Origin of the sequence: Oceaniradius stylonematis (assembly GCF_003149475.2) — a bacterium.
GTDB classification, from domain to species: Bacteria; Pseudomonadota; Alphaproteobacteria; order Rhizobiales; family Rhizobiaceae; genus Roseitalea; species Roseitalea stylonematis.
In genome coordinates, this window is record NZ_QFWV02000006.1 from 127,601 (window position 1) to 146,192 (window position 18,592).

General features: G+C 65.2%; 16 protein-coding genes. 15 read left to right on the top strand and 1 reads right to left on the bottom strand.

The genetic code is table 11. The features are described 5' to 3' along the window. The first annotated feature begins 4 nt into the window (after nt 1-4). The 15 genes from DEM25_RS10640 (at nt 5) to DEM25_RS10710 (ending at nt 16,152) form a co-directional block, all read left to right on the top strand. Nucleotides 5-211, top strand: a complete 207-nt coding sequence (locus tag DEM25_RS10640; protein ID WP_109767288.1) for a hypothetical protein — start codon at nt 5-7, stop codon at nt 209-211. 57 nt (nt 212-268) lie between these two features. Further along, entirely contained in the window at nt 269-532 is a 264-nt protein-coding gene (locus DEM25_RS10645; RefSeq protein WP_109767287.1) for a hypothetical protein, read from the top strand. 73 nt (nt 533-605) lie between these two features. Beyond that, a complete protein-coding gene (locus DEM25_RS10650) occupies nt 606-1,298 on the top strand; it encodes a response regulator transcription factor (RefSeq protein WP_109767286.1) in 693 nt (230 codons plus the stop codon). Nucleotides 1,299-1,303: 5 nt separating this feature from the next. Continuing rightward, on the top strand, nt 1,304-2,671 hold the full coding sequence (locus DEM25_RS10655) for an ATP-binding protein (protein WP_147393310.1): 1,368 nt from the start codon (nt 1,304-1,306) through the stop codon (nt 2,669-2,671). Between the two features lie 73 nt (nt 2,672-2,744). After that, nucleotides 2,745-3,203 carry an RT0821/Lpp0805 family surface protein gene (locus DEM25_RS10660; RefSeq protein ID WP_109767284.1) on the top strand — a complete coding sequence of 153 codons (459 nt, stop codon included), beginning with the start codon at nt 2,745-2,747 and terminating at the stop codon, nt 3,201-3,203. Nucleotides 3,204-3,242: 39 nt separating this feature from the next. Further along, entirely contained in the window at nt 3,243-4,481 is a 1,239-nt protein-coding gene (gene ccmI, locus DEM25_RS10665) for a c-type cytochrome biogenesis protein CcmI (RefSeq protein WP_158585247.1), read from the top strand. Beyond that, on the top strand, nt 4,478-4,951 hold the full coding sequence (gene ccmE / locus DEM25_RS10670; protein ID WP_109767282.1) for a cytochrome c maturation protein CcmE: 474 nt from the start codon (nt 4,478-4,480) through the stop codon (nt 4,949-4,951). The genes ccmI and ccmE overlap by 4 nt, the downstream gene beginning before the upstream one ends. Nucleotides 4,952-4,963: 12 nt before the next feature. Continuing rightward, on the top strand, nt 4,964-6,973 hold the full coding sequence (locus DEM25_RS10675) for a heme lyase CcmF/NrfE family subunit (RefSeq protein ID WP_109767281.1): 2,010 nt from the start codon (nt 4,964-4,966) through the stop codon (nt 6,971-6,973). Continuing rightward, the gene (locus DEM25_RS10680) at nt 6,970-7,446 is read left to right on the top strand and encodes a cytochrome c-type biogenesis protein (RefSeq protein ID WP_109767280.1); all 477 of its coding nucleotides are present in this window, start codon (nt 6,970-6,972) and stop codon (nt 7,444-7,446) included. Before DEM25_RS10675 ends, DEM25_RS10680 begins: the two co-directional genes overlap by 4 nt. A gap of 29 nt (nt 7,447-7,475) precedes the next feature. Continuing rightward, entirely contained in the window at nt 7,476-8,708 is a 1,233-nt protein-coding gene (locus DEM25_RS10685) for a bifunctional alpha/beta hydrolase/OsmC family protein (protein WP_109767279.1), read from the top strand. Between the two features lie 150 nt (nt 8,709-8,858). Further along, nucleotides 8,859-10,382, top strand: coding sequence for a Do family serine endopeptidase (locus DEM25_RS10690; protein WP_109767278.1), 1,524 nt, complete (start codon nt 8,859-8,861; stop codon nt 10,380-10,382). A 130-nt stretch (nt 10,383-10,512) separates the two neighbouring features. Then, on the top strand, nt 10,513-11,184 hold the full coding sequence (locus DEM25_RS10695) for a response regulator transcription factor (protein ID WP_109767277.1): 672 nt from the start codon (nt 10,513-10,515) through the stop codon (nt 11,182-11,184). Continuing rightward, nucleotides 11,184-12,599 (top strand): sensor histidine kinase, encoded by a 1,416-nt coding sequence (locus tag DEM25_RS10700; protein WP_109767276.1) that lies wholly within the window; start codon nt 11,184-11,186, stop codon nt 12,597-12,599. The genes DEM25_RS10695 and DEM25_RS10700 overlap by 1 nt, the downstream gene beginning before the upstream one ends. Nucleotides 12,600-12,675: 76 nt before the next feature. Further along, nucleotides 12,676-15,648 carry a bifunctional [glutamine synthetase] adenylyltransferase/[glutamine synthetase]-adenylyl-L-tyrosine phosphorylase gene (locus tag DEM25_RS10705; protein ID WP_109767275.1) on the top strand — a complete coding sequence of 991 codons (2,973 nt, stop codon included), beginning with the start codon at nt 12,676-12,678 and terminating at the stop codon, nt 15,646-15,648. A gap of 60 nt (nt 15,649-15,708) precedes the next feature. Next, entirely contained in the window at nt 15,709-16,152 is a 444-nt protein-coding gene (locus DEM25_RS10710) for an EF-hand domain-containing protein (protein ID WP_245412868.1), read from the top strand. Between the two features lie 8 nt (nt 16,153-16,160). On the opposite strand, the gene DEM25_RS10715 is transcribed toward DEM25_RS10710, so the two are convergent. Then, nucleotides 16,161-18,476: a PAS domain-containing sensor histidine kinase gene (locus DEM25_RS10715; RefSeq protein ID WP_245412869.1), complete on the bottom strand. Its 2,316-nt coding sequence runs from the start codon at nt 18,474-18,476 to the stop codon at nt 16,161-16,163. Between the last annotated feature and the right edge of the window lie 116 nt (nt 18,477-18,592).

Sequence of the window (18,592 nt, forward strand, 5' to 3'; positions counted from 1 at the left end):
CGACATGACCGGAAGCAAACCCTGGTATCTTTCTCGCACGATCTGGGCGGCGATCGTCTCCATTGCCGCCAGCGGCGGCGCGGCTCTCGGCCTGCCGGTCGAGGCGGCCGCGCGCGAGGGCCTGACCGACGCGGTGCTGCAATTAGTCTCGGCTGCCGCCGGCGCCGTCGCGATCTTCGGGCGGATCGGCGCGACCACGCAAATCCGTTAGCGAAACTGGCCGGTTCCATTCAGTTTGCATTCATCTGACACCCCTTATAGAGGGGCCATGATGTTCAGGAATGCACTCACATTCGGCGCGCTGATGGTTGGACTGGCACTTGCCGGCCCGGCTCATGCCAGCGACACGGTCGAAGTGGCAAGCGAAAGCTGTTTTGCCCTCGGCCAGAATCTGGCGGCCCGGCAGGGCGCGACGCTGGTGGGCGCCGAGGCGGCGCAGCAGAACGGCCAGAACGGGTGTCGGGTGGTGCTGCTCTATCAGGGCCAAGGCGGAGAGCGCCCGCGCCGTGAGGAGATTTTTGTTGCGCAGTGAGTGTCGTGATAAAAGGCACAGCACCGCGCCGTGCCTGACTTAGAGTGGGCGGCAATCAACGGGAGCCGGTCCGATGCGCATCTTGGTTGTCGAGGACGACGCCGATCTCAATCGCCAGATCAAGGATTCGCTGGAAGACGCCGGCTATGTGGTCGATAGCGCGGCCGACGGCGAGGAAGGCCATTTCCTGGGCGACACCGAACCCTATGACTGCGTCGTTCTCGACATCGGGCTGCCGCTGATGGACGGCATTTCGGTGCTCCAGCGCTGGCGTGATGATGGTCGGGCGATGCCGGTCCTGATCCTGACGGCCCGCGATCGCTGGAACGACAAGGTTGCCGGCATCGATGCGGGCGCCGACGACTACGTCACCAAGCCGTTCCACATCGAGGAAGTGCTGGCCCGCGTTCGGGCGCTGATCCGCCGCGCGTCCGGACATGCGACGTCCGAACTGGTGTGCGGGCCGCTGGTCCTCGACACCAAGACATCCAAGGCGATGGTCGACGGCAAGATGCTCAAGCTCACCTCGCACGAGTTCCGGCTTTTGTCCTACCTTATCCACCACAAGTCTGCGGTCGTCTCCCGCACTGAACTCACCGAGCATCTCTACGATCAGGATTTCGATCGCGATTCCAACACGGTCGAGGTCTTTGTCGGCCGCCTGCGCCGCAAACTGGGATGCGACCTCATCGAGACCGTGCGCGGGCTCGGATACCGCTTGCGCGATCCTGACGACGAACAGGCCGGAACGCCTGCAGCCGGCTGAGCGCCGTGAAAGGATCGTTGCGCAACCGGGTGATCGCGCTGTCCACTGTATGGACGGTGCTCGCCGTCGCGTTGCTGGGCTGGCTGCTGGTCACGCAGTATCGGCTCAATGCCGAACGCGGCTTTGCCGACCTGCAACAGGCGCAGTTGTTCAGCCTGATCGCCGCGTTCCGCATCGCCGATGACGGTACGCTGACCGGCACGCCCAATCTGGGCGACCGGAGCTTTCGCGAAGCGGCGTCTGGGTGGTACTGGCAGGTGGCCGTGGTCGGCTCGGACGCGCCGGCACGGCAGTCGGTTTCGCTTGGAGGACAGTTCCTCACCGGCCCTTCGCTGGCCGAAGTTCCCTATGACGAACAATTCACCCGGACGTTCGAAACCGAAGGTCCGGCGGGCAATCGGCTGCGCGTGTTGGAGGCCGAAGTCCAGATCGGCCCCGCCGGAGAGATCGCCTTCTTCCAGCTTGCCGGCAACCAGAGCGAGTTCGATGCGGCCATCGCCGCACTGGGGCAGAACATTGCGCTCCTGCTGACGCTGTTCGGAGCCGGGCTCGTGGCGATCAATGGTGCGATCATCGTGTTTGGCATGCGGCCGCTCAACCGCGTGCGGGAGGCATTGCGCGCCATCCACGCGGGCGAGGAACACGCGCTGGCGGGTCGCTATCCCGACGAGATCCAGCCGATGGTGGATGAGATGAACATGCTCATCGACAACAATCGCAGGGTCGTCGAGCGCGCGCGGACGCAGGTCGGCAATCTGGCCCATTCGCTGAAGACGCCGGTTTCGGTTCTGAAAAACGAGGCGGATCGGGGCGAGCCCGTCGATCCGCGTCTGGTTGCCGACCAGGCCGACGCCATGAAGGCTCAGGTGGAGCACTATCTTCATCGCGCGCGCATTGCCGCCCAGACCGGAGGCACCGCCTTCCGGACCGATATCGCCGAGACGCTGGGGCGGTTGGTCAAGGTCATGCGCAAGCTCAATCCCGACAAGTCGATCGCCCTCGAGCTGCCGGCCGCCCCGCCAGCATTCGCCGGCGAGAAGGAGGACTTCGAGGAGATATGCGGGAACCTTCTCGAAAATGCCTGCAAATGGGCGGATGAACGCATTCGGGTCGGCCTCACCAATACGCCGGGAGATGACCGGTCGTTCACAATCTCCGTCGATGATGACGGGCCGGGCATTGCCGCCGGGCAGCGCACTCAGGCGCTCAGGCGCGGTCAACGTCTCGACGAAACCAAGCCGGGTACCGGTCTCGGTCTTTCCATCGTCGTCGAAACGGTGGAGGCCTACAAGGGCCATGTGAGCCTCGGTGAAAGCGAGATGGGCGGCCTGCGCGTCACGCTGATCCTGCCTCGGGCACGTACAGCGCCATGAATCTGCCTGTTGCCGCGGCGATCAATGCCCCGTAAATGCGGGCGACCGGAACCAACCGAAGGCGGACAGAACGATGGCCGGCGTGGCGCGCACCCTGACGAGACTTGTCCTTGTGGGCGGATTGTCGCTGGGCCTCGGCGGATGTGTCAGCCTGGGCGGAAGTCCGGCTCTTCCCTTGACGCCCGGCTCGGGCGGCGGCGGTGCGGCAGTTCCGGCTGCCAGCCTCCTCGAACCGCTGGCCGGTGGCCTTGTCGGTCGTATCGAGGCTCCGCGCCTGTCCCGCGCCGACCGCATCGCCGCGCTTCAAAGCGAATATCGCGCGCTTGAATACACCGCGCCCGGCGATCTGGTGACCTGGCAGGGGCGCTCCGGCGGCCTTGCGGGGCAGGTTGTCGCCTCCCAGCCCTACCGCGTCGGCTCGCAGGATTGCCGGCAATACACCCATACCGTCACGACCGGAGCGGTGACCCCCTCGGTCGTCCGCGGCACCGCCTGTCGCAACCCCGACGGCAGCTGGACCCTTCTTTCCTGACGCAACCGATGTGCCGGTGCACCTTTGTCGCAGCCGGTTTTGCTTGGAAACACCGCGCTCTGGCGATATCTGGTCACCATGGTTTTCTGGCTGACAGTGCTGGCGCTCACCGCCGCGGCAATCGTGATCGGCTTCCGGCCGATGCTGCGCGGCAGTGGATCGGCCGACCTCAATCGCGCCGAGGACCATGAGCACGACATTGCCGTCTACCGCCACCAACTCGAAGAACTGGCCGGCGAGGAAGCGCGCGGTTCGATCTCGCCGGTCGAGGCGGCGCAGGCGCGCAACGAGATATCGCGGCGCATCCTCGCCGTCGAGGACCGGATGTCACCGGTCGGAACGGCGGGCAAACCGGCGCGCGCGCCGCGCTCTGGCCTGGCGATGCTGGGTCTGTTCGCGCTGGTCTTTGTCCCCGGCCTGACGCTGATCATCTATACCGGCATCGGTTCGCCGGGGTATGAGTCGCAACCCTTGGCGATGCGGCTCGAAGCGATGCGCGATGTTGCGGCCATGCGCAGCCAGACCCAAGACCAGTTGCGGGACCTTGTCGTGCGCGCCGAGGATCATCTGCGCGACAATCCCGATGACGGCCGCGGATGGGACGTGCTGGCGCCGGTCTATTTCCGCCTCGGCGAGGTGGGAAAATCCGAAACCGCCTATCGCAACGCGATCCGCCTTCTGGGTGAAACGCCACAGCGGCTTTCGGGCCTTGGAGAAACGATGGTCACTGCCGCTGGCGGCATCGTCACCGCCGACGCGTCGGCGCTTTTCGAGCGGGCACTGGACACCAATCCCGCTGACGCCCGCGCCCGATTCTTCGTCGGATTGGCCGACGTGCAGATCGGCCAATATGAGGACGCTCGCGCGGCATGGACGTCGCTGGCCGCCGATGAGGGCGCCGACATGGCCTGGCGAGCCGTCGCGCAACAGAGCCTTGGGCGGCTCGACGAGACGGCGCCTGTCGCGGAGACTTCAGGCCGTCCGCCGGTGCTCGACGAAGCGACGATCGAGCAGATGCAGAATATGAGCGCCGATGAGCGCGGCTCGGTGATCGAAGCCATGGTGGCCTCGCTCGACGAGCGGCTGCGTGCCCAGCCCGACGATCTGGAGGGTTGGAAGCGCCTCATTCGCGCCCGGATTGTCCTTGATCAAGACGATGGCCTGCGTGACGCGCTAGAACGTGCCCGCAGCGCTTATGATGGCCGGCCCGAGGAGCTCGAGAGCCTGCGCGCTTTCGCCCAGGGCCTTGGGGTGGACTTGGAGGAATACTGGCCGTGACCCGCAAGCAGAAGCGCTTTGCCGTCATCTTCTCCGCGCTCGCCGTTCTGGGCGGTGCGGTGGCCTTGGTCCTGACCGGGCTCAGCGAGCAGGTCACCTTTTTCCGCACGCCGACGGACATCGTCTCGACGGCGAGCGCATCCGAAAACGAGGGCCGGCTGCGGCTCGGCGGGCTCGTCGTGATGGGCTCGGTGGAGACGCTCGACGATGCCGCGGTTCGCTTCGCCATCGAAGACGCAAATCACGCGGTAACGGTGCGTTATGCCGGCATTCTGCCGGACCTGTTCCGGGAAGGACAGGGAATCGTCGCCGAAGGCACGCTTCAACCGGACGGCACGTTCCGGGCCGACACGGTGCTTGCCAAACATGACGAAACCTACATGCCGCGCGAAGTCGCCGACGCGCTCAAGGAACAGGGCGTCTGGAAGGGCGAAGCGTCCGGTGAAACCCCGGCAAGCAGCGATTATTAGGGAGTGACGGACATGATCGTCGAACTGGGCCATTACGCGCTCGTTCTGGGACTGGCGCTGTCGCTGGCTCAGATGATCGTGCCGATGATCGGCCTGCGCACCAACAATGCGCGCATGCTTGCCGTCGCGCCGTCGCTGACGGTGGCCACCTTCCTCGTCGTCGCGGTCTCGTTTGCAGCGCTGACCTGGGCCTATGTTACGTCCGACTTCTCGGTTCGCAACGTCTGGGCCAACTCGTTCTCCGACAAACCGTTGCTTTTCAAGATAACCGGCGTCTGGGGCAATCACGAAGGCTCGATGCTCCTGTGGATACTGACGCTGGCGCTGTTCGGCGCGCTGGTCGCCTTCTTCGGCGGCAATCTTCCCTCGCGCCTCAAGGCGGCGGTGCTCTCCGTGCAGGGCTCGGTGACGGTCGCTTTCGCGCTGTTCATCCTGTTGACGTCCAACCCGTTCGAGCGTCTGTCGCCGCCGCCGCTCGAAGGGCGCGATCTCAACCCGATCCTTCAGGACATTGGCCTGGCGATCCATCCGCCGCTCCTTTATCTCGGATATGTCGGCTTTTCCATCTGCTTCTCCTTTGCCGTTGCGGCGTTGATCGAAGGCCGCATCGACGCGGCCTGGGCGCGCTGGGTGCGGCCGTGGACGCTTGTGTCCTGGGTGTTCCTGACCGCAGGCATTTCGATGGGCTCCTACTGGGCCTATTACGAACTGGGCTGGGGCGGCTGGTGGTTCTGGGATCCGGTCGAAAACGCCTCCTTCATGCCGTGGCTGATCGGCACCGCGCTGCTCCATTCCGCGCTGGTGATGGAAAAGCGCGAGGCGATGAAGGTCTGGACCATCCTGCTCGCCATCCTCGCCTTTTCCTTCTCCCTTCTCGGCACGTTCCTCGTCCGCTCGGGCGTTCTGACCTCGGTGCATTCGTTCGCCACCGATCCTCAGCGCGGCCTGTTCATCCTGATGATTCTGGTCTTCTTCATCGGAGGATCGCTGATCCTGTTCGCGCTGCGCGCCGGAACCCTGCGCAATGGCGGCATGTTCCATCCCGTCAGCCGCGAAGGGGCGCTGGTTCTCAACAACCTCTTCCTGACGACGGCGACCGCGACCGTGCTTGTCGGCACGCTCTATCCGCTTCTGGTGGAAGCGGTCTCCGGCGAGAAGATCTCGGTCGGCGCGCCCTATTTCAACTACACCTTTATCCCCTTGATGATCCCGCTCCTGATGGCCGTGCCGTTCGGACCGCTTCTGGCATGGAAGCGCGGCAATCTGGCCGCCGCCGCCGAACGGCTCTGGCTGACCGCCGCCATATCCCTGGTGGCCGCGCTCGCCATCGCATGGCTGATCTATGACGCGCCGGTCCTGTCCGCCTTTGCCTACGCGCTCGCCTTCTGGCTGATTGTCGGCTCGTTCGCCGATGTCTGGCAGAAGGCCGGGTTCGTCAAGAATGGCTGGTCGACCGGCTGGGCACGCCTCAAGGGCCTGCCGCGCGCCAGTTGGGGAACCGCGCTCGCACATGCCGGGCTCGGTATCACGACGCTCGGCATTGTCGGCGTGACCACGCTCGAGGACGAGACCGTGCTGCGCATGACGCCGGGCGAGACGACGAGCTTTGCCGGGTATGATGTCGAGTTCAATTCGCTGACGCCGGGCAAGGGTCCCAATTTCACCTATGACAAGGGCATCTTCACGATCAGCCGCGACGGCCGCGTGATCGGAACGGTCGAGCCGGAAAAGCGTGTCTATGTCGCAAGCCGGATGCCGACGACCGAAGCGGGCATTCAGACTGTCGGCCTGTTCAGCCAGTATTATCTGGCGCTGGGCGATGCCGTCGAAGGGTCCGAGGACATCGTGGTGCGCATCTGGTGGAAACCGTGGGTGACGCTGATCTGGTACGGCACGGTCGTCATGGTCGCTGCGGGCCTTATCTCTCTTTCCGACCGGCGCCTTCGGATCGGTGCACCGGTTGCCGCCCGCCGCAGGCGTCAAGAGGCGTTGGCCGCCGCAAGGGCGGAGCCGGCCGAATGAGGCGTCTTGTTGCAACGCTCGCGCTGATCGCGGCCTTGGGCGCGGCGCCGGCCCATGCCGTCAATCCCGACGAGATCCTCGACGATCCGGCGCTTGAGGACCGCGCACGCGATATCTCGGCCGGCCTGCGCTGCATGGTCTGTCAGAACCAGTCGATCGATGATTCCGACGCCGAGTTGGCGCGCGATCTGCGGGTTCTGGTCCGCGACCGTCTCGTCGCCGGCGACACCAACGACGAGGTGGTCGCCTATGTGGTCGATCGCTATGGCGAGTTCGTTCTGCTCCGGCCGACCTTTTCGGCCCGCAACGCGCTCCTTTGGGGCACGCCGATCATCATGTTGCTGCTGGGCGGCACCGCCGCCTTCCTGTTCGGGCGCCGGCACAGCCGGTCACGCGCCGGTGAGGCGCTGACCGCCGAGGAACGAGCCCGTGTCGCAAAGATTTTAGATGAAGGTGAGCGCAACGACGGCTAGGTAGTCCCCAACCATGAGGGGAAGTCGCCATGCCTGTCGAAAAACGCACCTTTAGGTCCCGTGACGGGCACATGCTTGCCGCGCGGTTCGACAGACCCGAGGGGCCGGTGCGCGGCAACGCTCTGTTCGCCCACTGCTTCACCTGCACCAAGGACATCGTCGCCGCCCGCCGCATCGCGGCCAACCTGGCGCGGCTCGGGGTGGCGGTGTTGCGCTTCGACTTCACCGGCCTCGGCTCCTCCGAAGGCGAGTTCGCCAACACCTCCTTTGTTTCCAACGTGGACGACCTCATCGCCGCCGCCGATCATCTGCGCGAAAGCGGCGAAGCGCCCATGCTGTTGATCGGCCATTCGCTTGGCGGCGCGGCCGTTCTGGCCGCGGCGGGCGACATTCCCGAGGTCAAGGGCGTGGTGACCATCGGCGCCCCGGCCGATGCCGAACATGTCCTTCACAATTTCGAAGCCAGCATCGAGGAAATCGAGCGCGAAGGGTCCGCCGAGGTCACGCTGGCCGGGCGCAAGTTCCGCATCGGCAAGGGGTTTGTCGATGCCGCGCGCGAAACCGCCCTGACCGACCGGATCGCCACGCTGCGCGCGTCGCTGCTTGTCATGCATTCGCCGATCGACGAGACGGTCGGCATCGACAATGCCACGCGCATCTTCACGGCGGCCAAACACCCAAAAAGTTTCGTGTCTCTGGACAAGGCCGACCATCTGCTGTCGGGCGCGGACGACGCGGAGTTCGCCGCCGAAGTCATTGCCGGTTGGGCGTCGCGCCTTCTTCCCAGGGACGAGCCTCAGGGCATCGAGGCGATCGAGCATGTCCGCGTCACCGAAACCCGCGCCAGCAAATTCCAGAACATTGTCCAGGCCGGCACGCACCGCTTCTTCGCCGACGAGCCGCCATCCGTGGGCGGTACCGACACCGGGCCAACCCCTTACGATTTCCTGTCGGCCGCACTCGGCGCCTGCACGTCGATGACGCTGCGCATGTATGCCAGCTTCAAGAAGCTCGATCTGGGCACCGTGACCGTCGATGTCAGTCACGCCAAGGTGCATGCCGACGATTGCGCCGATTGCACCGAGGAATCGCGCGCCAATGGCGGCAAGATCGACCGGTTCGAGCGGGTGATCACGGTCGATGGCAACGTCCCGGAAGAACTGGCCGGTAAGCTTGAGGAAATCGCCAACAAATGCCCGGTGCACAAGACGCTGGAAGGCAACGCGACGGTCGTGACCAGGGTGGAGGCGGGGCGGGGCTGACATCCCGTCCGCCGACACGGTGCTCACACGCCCGTGACCCAACCTTACCGATTTTTCATCTGACGGACATGTTTGCGCAATCTTCGGCTTCCTAGATTGGGTCCCAAGGCGCCGTCGCGCCATGCTGGAATTCAAGAGGATGGAAAACCGATGAAGAAGTCCCGTTTTGCCACCGTCATCGTCGCTGCTGCCGTTGTTGGCGCCGGCTTTGCCGGATACGGCACCGCCCAGTTCGCAAACCCCGCTTATGCCGAGGCCGTTCGGCTGGAGGCACCCGTCGCCGCGCCCGGTTTTGCAGATGTGGTCGATGCCGTCTCGCCGGCCGTCGTCTCGGTGCGCGTGCGCAGCCGCATCGACAATGTGTCCGACCGTTCGCCGCGCGGTTTCGACTATCGCGGCAGCCCCTTCGAGGACCTGCCCGAAAGCCATCCCTTCCGCCGGTTCTTCGACCGCGAATTCGGTGGCCGCGATTTCGAGAACCGCCGGTTCGGCGAGCGCCAGCCCGAACGCCCGCGCCGCGCCCGTCCTGTCAGCCAGGGTTCGGGTTTCTTCATCTCCGGCGACGGTTTCATCGTCACCAACAATCACGTCATTGAAAACGGCGAAGAGTTCACCGTCATCATGAATGACGGCACCGAGCTGGACGCCGAACTGATCGGCGCCGATCCGCGCACGGATCTGGCCGTCCTGAAGGTCGATGACGACCGCGACTTCACCTATGTCACCTTTGGCGACGACAATGCGACGCGCGTTGGCGACTGGGTGGTCGCGGTCGGCAATCCGTTCGGCCTTGGCGGCACGGTCACCGCGGGAATTGTCTCCGCTCGCGGCCGCGACATCGGCGCCGGCCCCTATGACGACTTCCTGCAGATCGATGCGGCCGTCAACCGCGGCAACTCCGGCGGGCCGACCTTCAATCTTGCCGGCGAAGTGGTCGGCGTTAACACGGCGATCTTTTCGCCGTCGGGCGGCAACGTCGGCATAGCGTTTGCCGTGCCTGCCTCGGTCGCAAGCGACGTGGTTGCCGAACTGATGGAGGATGGCGATGTCGAGCGCGGCTGGCTCGGTGTGCGCATTCAGCCGGTGACCGACGAGATCGCAGAGTCGCTCGGTCTGGCCGACGCGTCGGGCGCCATCGTCGCCGATCCCGAAGAAGGCGCGCCGGCTGATCGCGCCGGTATCCGTGCCGGTGACGTAATCACCGCGGTCAATGGCGATGCCATCGACGGGCCGCGCGATCTGTCGCGCGCCATTGCCGGCTTCGATCCGGGCACCGAGGTGACGATCACCGTCCAGCGCAACGGCGACAGCCGCGACTTGGCGGTCGAACTGGGCGAACTGCCTTCGCTCCAGACCTTCGCCGCCGCCCGCTCAGACACAACGCCCGACGAGGTCGAGCCGTCCTCGATGGACGATCTCGGCCTGACGGTGGTGCCGGCCGATGACGGCGAAGGCGTGCTGATCACCTCCGTCGAGCCCGACAGCCCGGCCTTCCAGTCCGGCATCCGCCCCGGTGACATCATCCGTGAGGTCAACAACCAGCCAGTGGCATCGGCTGCCGACATCGAGCAGCGCGTCGCTGAAATCGCCGAACGCGGCCGCGCGGCCGCGCTTCTGCGCCTTGAAGGCGAAGACGCCAGCCGGTTCGTCGCCGTGCCGCTGCCCCGCGGCTGACCGGTCAACCAGTTCCTGTCCGGGCCCTCCATGTCATCCCCTCCGGACGGGTCAAACGGCGGCGGGCCTTCCCCCCTCGCGCCCGCCGCCGCCCTTTTAGGATTACGCCGTGCCTGCTAAGACCCAGCCCATGAAAGTGCTGATCATCGAGGACGACCGGCAGGCCGCATCCTATCTGAAGAAAGCGCTGACCGAGGCCGGCCATACCGCCGATGTCGCCCATGACGGCGACGATGGATACGCCATGGCCAATGGCGGTGCCTATGATGCGCTGATCGTCGACCGGATGCTGCCGAAACGCGACGGCTTGTCGATCGTCTCGCAATTGCGCACCGAAGAAGACCGCACGCCCGCGCTGATCCTGTCCGCCTTGGGCGAGGTCGACGACCGGGTCACGGGTCTGCGCGCCGGCGGTGATGATTATCTGACCAAGCCCTACGCCTTCTCCGAGCTGCTGGCCCGTCTTGAAGTGTTGCAGAGACGCTCGCAGAATGGCGACGGCGACACCGGCTACAAGGTGGCCGATCTCGAACTCGACCGCTTGTCGCGCCGCGTGTCGCGTGCCGGTCAGGAAATCACCCTGCAACCGCGCGAATTCCGCCTGCTCGAATATCTCATGCGCAATGCCGGTCGCGTGGTAACCCGCACGATGCTGCTCGAACATGTCTGGGACTATCATTTCGACCCCCAGACCAATGTGATCGACGTGCACGTCTCGCGGCTGCGCAGCAAGATCGAGAAGGGTTTTGACAAGCCGCTGCTGCACACGGTGCGCGGTGCGGGCTACGTCATGCGCGACTGATGTCCGAGGTGCGCACCCGCCGGCGCTTTGGCGCCGTTTTCCAGACCACGGCGGTGCGCCTTTCGGCGCTCTATCTGCTGCTGTTCAGTGTCTGCGCGATTGTCCTGATCTTCTACATGACGTCGCTCGCCGCAGGCTTCTTCATGAGCGAGACGCGGCAGGCGATCGAGCAGGAGGTCCGCAGTCTCGACCGGGTCTACCAGCGCGGCGGCATGCGCGGGCTCGTCGTCGCGATCGACCGGCGCTCGCGCGCGCCGGGCGCCTTCGTCTATCTGGTGGCCGACCAGACCGGCCGCATCCTCGCCGGCAATGTGCGGTCGCTCGAACCGGGTGTTTTGGGCAATCAGGGCTGGACCCCGCGCCCGTTTGCCTATGAAAAGTTCCGCGCACGCGCAGACGAGGACCGCAGCCCGCACGCCATCGCCAATATCTTCCGTTTCGATAACGGCATGAGCGTTTTGGTCGGCCGCGATCTGGGTGAGCCCGAACGGTTTCGCGTCATCGTCCAGCGCTCCCTGATGTTCGCTCTCAGCCTGATGGCGCTGGGCGGCTTCCTGATCTGGTTCTTTATCGGGCGCCGTGCGTTAAAGCGCATCGATGCCGTGTCGGCAGCCAGTGCCGGCATCGTGGCCGGCGATCTCAGCCGAAGGCTGCCGGTCTCGCGCGCAAATGACGAGTTCGACCGCCTCGCTGGCAGCCTCAACGCGATGCTGGGACGGATCGAGACGCTCAATGACGGACTGCGCGAGGTGTCCGATTCGATCGCCCATGATCTGAAGACGCCGCTCACCCGGCTGCGCAACCGTGCCGAGGACGCGCTGCGCAAGAAGCCGACCGAGACCGGCTATCGCGATGCGCTTGAGGACATGATCGGCGAGGCGGACCAGCTGATCCGTGTCTTCAATGCCATGCTGCAGATCTCGCGCGTCGAGGCCGGCTACACCAAATTCGCACCCGAACCGGTCGATCTCGCCGCTGTCGCCGACGAATTGGCCGAACTCTACGAGCCGCTGGTCGAGGATGCGGGCGGGCATCTCGAAAACACCGTCACCGGTCCGCTGGTCGCCGCGGGCAGCCGCGAACTGGTCGGCCAGGCGGTGACCAACCTTCTCGACAACGCGATCAAGTATGGGCTGACCGAAGCGGGCGGAACCGTCGTCCTGAAGGGGCGGGCGGACAAGGCCGCCGGCCGGGTCGAACTGCTGGTCTGTGACGGCGGCAAGGGAATTGCGCCGGACGACCGCGAACGCGCCGTGCGCCGTTTCGAGCGGCTCGACGAGAGCCGCACCGAACCCGGCTCGGGGCTCGGTCTGTCTCTGGTCGATGCAATCATGCGCCAGCATGGCGGCGCCTTGCGGCTCGAGGACAATGGGCCTGGCCTCTGTGCCGTCCTGTCCTTTCCCGCTTCGGGCTGACACACGCCATCTGACGACCGCTTTGCCTCGCTGCCCGGACGCGTTAGGTGTGTGCCGTCAATGACCGGAGAAGCGCGTGTCGACGGCACCGGAAAACCAGACTGACGAGAACCACCCGCGCACCATCGCGATCGTCGACGATGCGGTGGCCGACACGTGCCGCCGATCGCTGATCGAAGCGGCCGAACGCGCCGGCGCGGACAAACTGCGCGGCGCGCTCGAAGGCGACGATCCGTGGGGCGGATTTCTGGTTGCCACGGCCAGCCACGCGCCGTTTCTCGCCGCCGCCATGGCGCGGAACGCCGCGACGCTGGACGCGCTCGATCCGTACCGGCTCGACAAGGCGATCGGCGAAACGGTCGCCGCGCTCGATGAACTCGCCCGGTCGGCATCGCCGCCGGACCTGTCCGAACAGGAGCTCTCGCGCCAGTTGCGTGATCTGAAGAGCCGGGCACACCTTCTGATCGCGCTCGGCGACCTTTGCGGTGTGCATACGGTCGAGCAGACGACCGGCCATCTGTCTGCGCTTGCCGAGGCGGCGCTGAACGCGGCGCTCAATTGGCTGCTTCGCGATCTGGCCCGCCAGAACAAGCTGGAACTGGCCGACCCAGGCGATCCGGGCAGGGGCTCGGGCGTGATCGTGCTCGGCATGGGCAAGTTGGGCGCCGGCGAACTCAACTATTCCTCCGACATCGATCTGATCGTCTTCTTCGAGCATGAGCCCGAGGGTCTGACCTGGGTCGATCCCTATGAGGCCGGAGCCAATCTCTCCAAGATGCTGCGGCGGCTGATCCGCATCATGCAGGAACGCACCGGCGACGGCTACGTCTTCCGGACGGACTTGCGTCTGCGGCCCGATCCCGGCGCGATGCCGCTGGCCATCTCCGTCGATGCCGCGCTCACCTATTATGAGGGCAGAGGCCAGAACTGGGAGCGCGCGGCGCTGATCAAGGCGCGGCCCGTCGCCGGCGACAGGGCTGCGGGCGAGGCGTTCCTTGCCCAGCTCACTCCCTTCATCTGGCGCAAATATCTCGATTATGCGGCTATCGCCGATGTCCAGTCGATCAAGCGCCAGATCCATGCTCACAAGGGCCACGGCGCCATCGCCATCGAGGGCCATAACGTCAAGCTCGGACGCGGCGGCATCCGCGAGATCGAGTTTTTCGTCCAGACCCAGCAACTGATCGCCGGCGGCCGCGCGCCGCACCTGCGCGACCGGCGCACGCTCGAAATGCTGCGGCGCTTTGCCGATGATGGCTGGATCACCGCCGACGCGCGCGATGAGCTGACCGATGCCTATCGCTTCCTGCGCCGCGTCGAGCATGTCGTCCAGATGATCGGCGACGAGCAGACCCACACGTTGCCTGTCATCCATGAGGGCATGGCTGCGGTCGCCGCCCTGATGGGCTTTGAGGAGACCGACGCATTCCGTCTTGCGCTGCGCGAGCGTCTGGTGACCGTCGAGCGCCATTTCGGCGATCTATTCCAGGAAGGCGAAACGCTGGCTGCGGCGGCGGGCAATCTTTCCTTCACCGGCGAAGACCCCGATCCGGACACGCTCACGACCCTGTCGCAGCTCGGCTTCACCCGCCCGGCGGACATGTGGTCGGTGATCAGAAGCTGGCATTTCGGCCGCTATGGCGCGGTCCAGTCGCAAAAGGCGCGCGAGCGGCTGACCGGGATCACGCCCGCCCTGCTGGAGGCCTTCGCCGCCACCGGCCAGCCGGATGACGCGTTGTTGCGTTTTGACGCGTTTCTCAAGGGGCTTCCCACGGGCATTCAACTCTTCTCGATGCTGCATTCCAACCGCCACCTTCTGTCGCTGCTGTTGACCATCCTGTCGGCGGCCCCGCGGCTGTCGGAAATCATCACCAAGCGCCCGCTGGTGTTCGACGGCATGCTGGACCCCGCCTTTTACGAGGGCTTGCCCGACCGCGAGGAGCTGGCTTCGAGCCTCGGCGACTTCCTCGGCGACGCCCGGCACTATGAGGACCGCCTCGACCGGCTGCGCATCTTCGCCGCCGAGCAACGCTTCCTTGTCGGCGTACGATTTTTGACCGGTGCGGCCAAAGCCGAGCAGATGGGCGAGGCGCTGACCAACATCGCCGATCTCGCCATCGCCGAAGCGTTGGATGCGGCACGCCGCGAAGTGGCGCGGCGGCACGGTCATGTACCGGGCGGCGAGTGCTGCGTTCTGGCGCTCGGCCGGCTGGGGTCCCACGAGATGACGGCCGGCAGCGATGTCGATCTCATCCTGCTCTACGACCATCCCGAGGGGATCGACGCCAGCGACGGCGACAAGGAACTCGCGCCGACGCAGTACTACGCCCGGCTCACCCAGCGCCTGATTGCGGCCCTTTCCGCCCCGACCAGCGAAGGCGTCCTCTATGAGGTCGACTTCCGGCTGCGGCCGTCGGGCAACAAGGGACCTCTGGCCACCTCGCTGCGTGCGTTCTCGCACTATCAGCGATCCGAGGCCTGGACGTGGGAGCATATGGCACTGACGCGCGCCCGCGTCGTGACGGGAGACGAGGGGTTGAGTGCGCGGGTCCAAGAGGAGTTGCACGCCATCCTGGCCCTTCCGAGCGATGCCGACGCGGTTCGCGCGGACGTTCTTGCCATGCGCGCAAGGCTTTTGCGGGACAAGCCGCCGCGCGGCGAATGGGACCTCAAACGCGTCTCCGGCGGCATCACCGACATCGATTTTCTGGCCCAGTACTGGCGGCTGACGGCCTTACCAAAGCTTAATTTGAAGGGCGCCCGCGCGACCGCTATTTTCAGTGTGCTTGACGATGCGGTGATCGGCGGGCGGCAAAGAGAGGATCTGGTGTCCGCCGCCCATGATTACGCAACGGTCGGCCACATGCTGCGGCTGTGCACGTCCGAGGCCTTCGACCCCGAACAGGCACCCCGTGGTCTCGTGGAGGCCCTGTGCTCGAAGTTCCATGTGCCGGCGATCGGCCATGTCGAGGCGCGTCTGAAAAGCCATCGCGAGCGGGTGGAAGCCATTTTCCACGACGTGATCGGTGAACCGGTGCCGGAGGCGTGACGGGAAGCATGCCGGCGGCCTTGCATCGCGGGATGACGAACGATGCAAAGGTATACGTCAATGACTCTCTTCAGAAAAATCAACATTGCCCTTCTCGCAGCCGTGGTGACCGTCACCGGGGCAGGTATCGCCCTTGCTGACGATCGCGGCGGCAAACGCGGTGAAATGCGCTTCGAGCGGCTCGACGCCGACAGCGACGGTTCGGTCACGTTTGCGGAGTTCTCCCGCCCGATGATGGAGCGCTTCAACGAAGCCGATGCCGACGGCGACGGGACGATCAGTGCCACCGAACTGGAAGAGGCGCTTGAAAGCCGCCGCGCCGAGCGTCGCGCCAGCCACATGATCGAACGGTTCGACATTGACGGCGACGAGCGCGTCTCGGCCGACGAGATCGTCAACCGCCAGGAAAAGATGTTCGCGCTGATGGATCGCGACGATTCGGGCGTCATTACCGAAGACGAACTGCCGCGCCGCTTTGCCGGCGGCAAGCGCCGCGGCAACTGATCGGCGGATCAGGCCTGACCGGGCGCGGCATCGTGCGCGTCCGGTTGCCCGTCTTCATCGACCGGCAGACGGACCACAACGATCGTCCCGTGACCCGGCCGCGACCGGATGGTCACCGTGCCGCCATGCAGCTCGACCAGCGACTTGGAGATCGCCAGGCCAAGGCCTGACCCGCCATGGTTCTTGGAGAACTGGTTGGCGACCTGCTCGAACGGCCGCCCCAGCCGCTTGAGCGCATCGGGCGGAATGCCGCAGCCATCGTCGGCAATGAGAATCCGTGCCCTTGCGCCGTCGACTTTCGCCCGAATGCGGATGCTGCCGTCCTGATCGGTGAACTTGACCGCATTGGTCAGAAGATTGATCAGAATCTGCTTCATTGCCCGCCGGTCGGCATGGATGTGCATTGCCGGCGCCACGCCTTCCTCGATCGTGATCGACTTCGCCTTGGCCTGCAGTGACACCATCTGCACGACCTCGCCGATCAGCGGCGCCAGATCGGTGTCCTGCCGGTCGAGAATGACACGGCCCGCCTCAATCTTCGACATTTCCAGAATGTCGTCGATGACGTTGAGCAGGAACGCGCCGCTGTCGTGGATGTCGGCGATGTATTCGTCATACCGTTCCGAACCCAGCGGACCGAACATGCGTTGCTGCATCATCTCCGAAAAGCCGATGATCGCGTTGAGCGGCGTGCGCAATTCGTGGCTGACATTGGCCAGGAACTCGGTCTTGGCCTGATTGGCCGCTTCCGCCCGGTCCTTGGCGTCGAGGAACTTGTGGTTGATCTCCTCGAGCGCGTGCGCCTTTTCCTGCTCGGCCTGGCGGGCGATCGACAGGTCCTGAATGGTTGCCATCAGCCGTCGCTCGGAATCGGTCAGTCGTTCTTCCTGCAGCTTGAGCTGGGTGATGTCCGCACCGACCGAAATTGTCCCACCGGCCGGGGTCGGCCGCTCGTTGATCTGCAGCCAGCGTCCGTCCTCGATCTGGCGTTCGAGCGTTACGGCGCCGTCGCCCGCCTGCGGAATGCGCCGCTCGGTCACCGGCTCGCGCATCAGCGCCCGGATTTCCGCCCGCTTCATGCCGGTGCGGATCGAGCCCTCGCCCAGTCCGTTGATTTCCATGAACTTTCGGTTGCAAAGGACGAGCCTGTCCTGCTTGTCCCACAGAGCGAAGCTCTCCGATGTGCTCTCGATGGCGGCCTTCAGGTTCTGGCTGGCGATCTGCGACAGTTCCGTCAGGCGGTGCTGCTCGGTCATGTCGACGGCGATGCCGATCAGATGATTGCCATGGCCGGGATGTTCGGCCAGTTCGGTGCGGATGCGCAGGCGTACATAATGGCCTTCGGCGTGCCGCATGCGCAGGATGCGATCGACGCCCTTGATCTCCATCGCCGCGGCCCGTTCGGCGAGATCGAACAGGTCCGCATCCTCGGGGTGCACGAGCTTGGACACCTCGCCAAACGACAGGACGTCGTTGACGGGCGCATAGCCCAGAAGATCGAACATGGATCGCGACCAGTAGATGCGGCCGCGCGCCAGATCCCAATCCCACAGGCCGCAATGGCCGCGCGACAGCGCCAGATCCATGCGCTTGTGGGTTTCGCAATAGACCTGGTCGGCCTCGTGTGCACGCGCCACCTGCCCGAAATAGGCATAGAGCAGGATGAGAAGGATCGACGACATGGCGACGAAAAGCGCCACGTTCATCGAAGCGCGCTGCCGCCACGGCGTGTAGATCGCGCCGGTCGGCTGCAGGGCGAGGATGACGAAACCGTCGGCGTCCGAGACTTTCGACGCGGCGGCGAGGCAAGGCTTGTCGCCGAGCATGACAGTCTGCACGCCTGCATCCTGACCGAACATCGTCAGCGGCTGCACCCCGTCGAGCCGACTCGCAAGACGGTCGCCGATCATGTCGGTCGTTCCGCCGCGCTGGCTGATCACCGTGCCGCCGGCGTCCGCGACGATGAACATGCGGCCGGTGGAGAGTGCCTCGGCCGGCAAGGCGCGCGACAGGATGCGGTCGAAATCGGCCGCGCCATGTGGCGCAAACCCGTTACGCTCGGCTTCGCGCACCGCAGCGGCGCCGGTGTCGGCCAGCAGCGACAGCATGATCCGGGCCGACTGGCCTGCCTGTTCGCGGTCGTTCATCAGAGCCATCGCGCGGGCGCTGAAGACAATCGCAAGGAAGACGAGGATCAGGACCGGGATCGAGCGCTTCAGCCATGGTTCGAGCGCGAGGAGGCGCTGAAAGGCCGGTTCAGCGAGAAACCGCGCGAGGCCGGTCATGCCCCCCGGTTCTGCCTTGCTGGTCTCGCTGACTGCCACGTGCTCTCCCTCCGACAGCTCGACACTGCCGGCCCCCGACGGATTCTTGCCGATTGTTCCTGAAACGCGACACGCCCACTCGAACTGCCGAATCGCAGACAATGAATCAAAACCGA